The sequence below is a fragment of the Rhodococcus sp. EPR-157 genome, assembly GCF_001647195.1.
Classification (GTDB): Bacteria; Actinomycetota; Actinomycetes; order Mycobacteriales; family Mycobacteriaceae; genus Rhodococcoides.
Genome location: NZ_LVCV01000213.1, coordinates 1 through 4,693, shown reverse-complemented (window position 1 = coordinate 4,693; position 4,693 = coordinate 1). Strand labels below are relative to the sequence as shown.

Below are 4,693 nucleotides of genomic sequence, written 5' to 3'. Positions count from 1 at the left end.
GTGGTCGGATCATCGGAAACGTCAGCGCGCATTTCGTGAACGACACCGACCACACCGTCGAACTGGGCTGGACATTCTCGCCCGCCTACGCCGGCCGGGGTTACGCAACCGAGGCAGTCACCGCGCTCATCGAGACAGTGTTCTCCCTGCGGCGGGTGCACCGGGCGATCGCGCAGATGGACGCCAGAAATGCCGCGTCCGCGCGGCTCGCCGAACGCGTAGGCATGCGTCGAGAAGGCCACTTCATCGAGGATTGGTGGAACAAGGACGCCTGGTCGGACACTTTTCTGTATGCGATCTTGCGTGGCGAAGTGACCGAATGACCACTTGAGTCACTCTGAGTGACTCAAATAGTCGTTCGCTCCGAAAGTGGGTGTGATGCACATCACGCAACCGCCGGCGTTTGCTTTCGCGATCCGAAACCGACTAAGTATCTGCAACTTCCAATCACATGCAGACTAGGACCCCTGATGACCTCCACCGATTCCGCAACCACCCCCGCACGACGTCGCAGCGGCGGCTTCTTCACGAAGTTCTCACTGGTGATCGCGCTCGTGCTGATCGTCGCCCTGGTGATCTTCGTTCTCCAGAACACCGTGCACACGCGCATCAACTCCATCGGGTGGAACTTCGATCTGGCGCAGGGCGTGTGGCTACTGGGTGCGGCAGCGGTCGGATCGATCATCACTCTGGCCGTCACTGCGGCGCTGCGCGTCCGCCGCGCGGTCCGCTGACTCGAACAGGACCACCATGCTCCCGTTGCTAGCGCGTAAATACCTCTACCGATACCTGTTCGTCGCGATTGCGCTTCCCATCTTGGCGCGACTCCTCGTTCTGAGCGGTCTTGCGATCGAAAAGCGTTCGGGCGAACCGAACTTCATCTCCAAGGCTCTGAAGAAGGGCGGCACGTTCGCCCAGCGTCGCGTCGACAAGGCCGCAGGAAAAGACAAGAAGTAGAGACTGTCCGGTGAGTGCGTGACGCGGTCACGCACTCACCGATTCTCAGAAGGAAGGCGGACCGAATCGATCGCGCCCAGCGCGAGGACGGCACCGATCACGACCAATCCCAGGAACGCGCGCGGTGCCCAGACGTCCAGGACCGCCCACTGCCACACTGCCCATCCGACAGCCACCGCCCCGACCACTCCGGCGAACATTCGCGAACCGGCGACGTCCACGATCACCGCCGCAGCACACACGAGCGGCGCAATCCCGAGCGCGAGCAATACGAATGCGCCCGCATAGCGGTAGTCCCAGGTATGCCAGGCCGGGAGCATGTCGACACTGAGACCCAGCGTGCCACCCCGAGGATCGGAGACCAGCGCGATTCCGTTGAACAAACCTCCCGAGCCCAGCAGCAGGAGTACGGCAGCGGTGGCGAGCTTCTTCACGCCCTCGCCATTACTGCGGCGTCTCGTCGATCGCACCGTCGCGCGAACGCACTAGGTACCGCGCCCGAGAACATGCCGACCATCGAACCCCTCTCCCAGCGTCGCCCCACCTGCACTCAAGCTAGACGACGCAAACCAACTTGTCAGTACGAAATCAGCTCATCCCGGCCGACTGCGGGCGAAATACTGTGACGCAATCGTCGGTTGTACGAGGATCAGGCAGGGTAATTGCCACTAGTTCGTTTCCTCGAGCTGATGACACTCAGCCCCGACATACGGAGAACCAGTGCTCAAACGCGACGTATCAGCGCGACTCGACGTCGACATCACCGACGCCACCACCCTCGAATTCCAGATCGCCATCGCGCCCCACCCCGGCACGACGGTGACCGAGTCACTCACCTTCGAGCTCGACGGACAGCCGATCACGCCCAAAGAGGTCAGTGGCGCCCACGGCAATCGCATCCACGTCTTCCCCGCCGGCGTGGGCAATCTTCAGGTCGCGTACGACGCCACCGTCATCGGAAACACGACGCCCGCTCCCGTCACGGACTACGACATGTCGCTGTACCTGCGACCCAGCCGCTACGCCGAGGCCGACAAGTTCTACGGTTTCGCAGCGACCGAGTTCGGCGCCTACGCGGACTCCGAGGAGCTGCTCGAGCGAATCTCGTCGTGGGTCGGTGCGCGGCTGAATTACGTGCCTGGCAGCAGTGATCCGATCGACGGCGCGACCGATACCCTCCTCGCAGGGGCCGGCGTCTGCCGCGACTACTCACATCTGGTCGTCGCAATGCTGCGGGCGGTCAACGTGCCGGCGCGACTGGTCGCGGTATACGCGCCGGGCTGCGATCCGATGGACTTCCATGCTGTCGCCGAGGCTTTCGTCGGTGGAGTATGGCGAGTCGTCGACGCCACCTGCCTGGCTCCGCGCTCGACGCTGGTCCGCATCGCAACCGGGCGGGATGCGGCGGACACCGCATTCCTCGACAACCACAAGGGCGCAATCACCTTGAACAGCTCGGTCGTCACAGCAGTGGTCGACGGCGATCTCCCGATAGACGACATCACCGAACTCGTCTCACTGACCTGATCTGCTCGGCACCAGAATCGCCGCTCGGGTTCGGGCGTGGCATATCCTGGATCGACGACGACGAGTAAGGGTGACACCAGTGCGCAGAGGTTCCGGACAGTTGGAGGAGTCGATTCTTCAGCTGCTCGGCGAGCACCGGGAGCTATCGGTGTCCGAGGCCCGTGAACTTCTGGGGGCAGATCTCGCGCACACAACCGTCATGACGGCGTTGGGTCGATTGCACGGCAAGCGGCTGGTCGACCGCGAGCGGCGCGGACGGTCCTACGTTTACGCTCTTCGAGCCCCGGTCGACGAGCTACCAGCACTTCGGGCTGCGATGCGGATGCGAACGGAACTGGACACCCGAGCTGAGCGGGCGGATGTGCTGGCCAACTTCGTTGCGGCGCTGGATCCCGAGGACGAGACGCTGCTGCGTGCGTTGCTGTCACCTGAGTCGGCGAAAGACTGAGCATGACGCTGCTTCTGACCGTCGCAGCTCTACCGTGGGTGCTCTCCGTCGCACTTCGCGTGTACAGCGTTCGGATCGACCACGATTTCACACCGCAGGCGTCGGTGATCGTCTTTCCGATTCTGTCGATGATCACCGCCTTCTCCATCGCCGCGTCGATGGTTGCAGTAGCTGCAGTACTGCTCGCGTCGGAGGACGGCCTTCCGGTCACACTGGGCGTCGTCATACTCGGTTGGGTCGCGTGGCGGTTGACAGTGGTTGCGACACATGGGCGTCGGATATGGGTGAGCGCGCGAACGGCGGCACGATTCGGTGCGGAGGCCGAAACTCGAGGCGGCACCGTGATCGTGGATTCGGCCGAGCCGGACGCCTTCGCGGTACCGTCCGGAGGAAGTGCAGTTGTGATCACGACAGCACTCGCCGACGCGCTGTCCACGAGCGAACTCGACGCGGTGATCGAGCACGAACGAGCTCACCTTCGATTTCGGCACAGCTTCTGGACGCAGATGGGAGAGATCGCAGCACAGTTCGATCCGCTGCTGCGCCCGGTCGTCCACCAGATTCGTCACGCTGCCGAGCGTCACGCCGACGAGACCGCCGCCGTTCACGGCCGGCCGGCAACGATGTCCGCCGTCGCCAGGACTGCATTGCTCCGCACGCATTCCGCCCGGCGGACAAGTACTCTCGACAGCACCGGGGGCGATGTGGTCCGTCGCGTCCGCGCACTGAACGAACCTCCCCCGGCCCCGCAGCGACGCCTGACTGTTGCCGCGGCTCTGGTACTGATTCTCTCGTTCTCGGTGATCTCCGTGGCCCTGTTCGATGTGGCCCAGGACGTGGTCGCGCCGGAAGCGGGCGAGAATGCCACGTCGGTGTTCCGCTGACGAGCGCGGACCTTCACACCCCTGCGACGCCCGCCAACTGGCCGATTCCGTAGGTCACGATCATCGCCAACGCTCCGCCGAACATTATCCGCGTCACTGCCGGTCGACGAGGAGCTCCACCCAGCGTGGCGCTGATGGTTCCGGTCATCCCGAGCGCCAACAGAACCACGACGAAGGTGACCGGTATCCGGCTGGACGCGGGAAGCAGCAGAATCGCGAGAAGCGGAAGCAATGCACCGGTGACGAAGGAAACAGCTGACGATACTGCGGCCTGCCACGGACTGGTCAACGCATCCGGGTCGATGCCCAGTTCGATGTCGACGTGTGCAGCGAATGGATCGTGCGCGGTCAATTCCTCAGCGACGATTCTGGCGGTCTCCGCCGACAGACCTTTGTCTTGGTACAGGGCGGCAAGCTCGGCCAATTCCTGTTCCGGCTCCTCGTCGAGCTCTCGCCGCTCCTTGACCAGAAGCGACCGCTCGGTGTCACGTTGGGTGCTCACCGAGACGTACTCACCGAGCGCCATCGACACGGCGCCGGCGACGAGCCCGGCGACACCCGCAGTGAGAACAGGGCCGCGTTCCGTCGTTGCAGCCGCCACACCGACCACCAGGCCGGCGATGGACACGATGCCGTCATTCGCACCGAGAACTCCTGCACGAAGCCAATTCAGCCGCCCACCGATGGCCGAGTGGGGTTCCGAGGCGTGACCGCCTGGTACGACGTCCGACATGGTCAGCTTCTTCGCTCTACTACGGCGCCGCTACTCATCCGAACCATCCTCCGCCGGTGCAGTGCTCACCGTGTTCTCCCACGCCGCACGTGCGCCGGATTCTCCGATCCGAATCACCTGCACGATTGTCGCGGCGGCCACCAC

The 4,693-nt window shown here is 63.8% G+C and carries 8 protein-coding genes; 6 read left to right on the top strand and 2 right to left on the bottom strand.

The window, feature by feature from the left end:
* The 3 genes from A2J03_RS09825 to A2J03_RS09815 all read left to right on the top strand — a co-directional run.
* A partial coding sequence (locus A2J03_RS09825) for a GNAT family N-acetyltransferase (RefSeq protein ID WP_156520303.1) occupies positions 1-323 on the top strand: 323 nt, incomplete at its 5' end.
* A 147-nt stretch (positions 324-470) separates the two neighbouring features.
* Positions 471-734, top strand: a complete 264-nt coding sequence (locus tag A2J03_RS09820) for a DUF1049 domain-containing protein (RefSeq protein ID WP_068372788.1) — start codon at positions 471-473, stop codon at positions 732-734.
* Positions 735-750: 16 nt separating this feature from the next.
* Positions 751-957, top strand: coding sequence for a hypothetical protein (locus A2J03_RS09815; RefSeq protein WP_068372787.1), 207 nt, complete (start codon positions 751-753; stop codon positions 955-957).
* Between the two features lie 35 nt (positions 958-992).
* On the opposite strand, the gene A2J03_RS09810 is transcribed toward A2J03_RS09815, so the two are convergent.
* Complete coding sequence (locus A2J03_RS09810; protein ID WP_231912470.1) at positions 993-1,391, bottom strand: hypothetical protein; 399 nt, start codon at positions 1,389-1,391, stop codon at positions 993-995.
* A gap of 286 nt (positions 1,392-1,677) precedes the next feature.
* On the opposite strand from A2J03_RS09810, the gene A2J03_RS09805 reads away from it, so the two are divergent.
* The 3 genes from A2J03_RS09805 to A2J03_RS09795 all read left to right on the top strand — a co-directional run bounded on the left by A2J03_RS09805 (position 1,678) and on the right by A2J03_RS09795 (position 3,816).
* A complete protein-coding gene (locus tag A2J03_RS09805; protein ID WP_068372781.1) occupies positions 1,678-2,484 on the top strand; it encodes a transglutaminase-like domain-containing protein in 807 nt (268 codons plus the stop codon).
* 79 nt (positions 2,485-2,563) lie between these two features.
* Positions 2,564-2,932, top strand: a complete 369-nt coding sequence (locus A2J03_RS09800; RefSeq protein WP_068372780.1) for a BlaI/MecI/CopY family transcriptional regulator — start codon at positions 2,564-2,566, stop codon at positions 2,930-2,932.
* Positions 2,933-2,934: 2 nt separating this feature from the next.
* Positions 2,935-3,816, top strand: a complete 882-nt coding sequence (locus A2J03_RS09795; protein ID WP_068372777.1) for a M56 family metallopeptidase — start codon at positions 2,935-2,937, stop codon at positions 3,814-3,816.
* 13 nt (positions 3,817-3,829) lie between these two features.
* Here the strand turns inward: A2J03_RS09795 and A2J03_RS09790 are convergent, their stop codons facing one another.
* A complete protein-coding gene (locus A2J03_RS09790; protein ID WP_068372774.1) occupies positions 3,830-4,549 on the bottom strand; it encodes a VIT1/CCC1 transporter family protein in 720 nt (239 codons plus the stop codon).
* Between the last annotated feature and the right edge of the window lie 144 nt (positions 4,550-4,693).

Bases quoted from the DNA above. Each gene is read 5' to 3' on its own strand.
- A2J03_RS09815 (WP_068372787.1), top strand. From the start codon at position 751: ATGCTCCCGTTGCTAGCGCGTAAATACCTCTACCGATACCTGTTCGTC.
- A2J03_RS09820 (WP_068372788.1), top strand. From the start codon at position 471: ATGACCTCCACCGATTCCGCAACCACCCCCGCACGACGTCGCAGCGGC.
- A2J03_RS09795 (WP_068372777.1), top strand. From the start codon at position 2,935: ATGACGCTGCTTCTGACCGTCGCAGCTCTACCGTGGGTGCTCTCCGTC.
- A2J03_RS09790 (WP_068372774.1), bottom strand. From the start codon at position 4,549: ATGTCGGACGTCGTACCAGGCGGTCACGCCTCGGAACCCCACTCGGCC.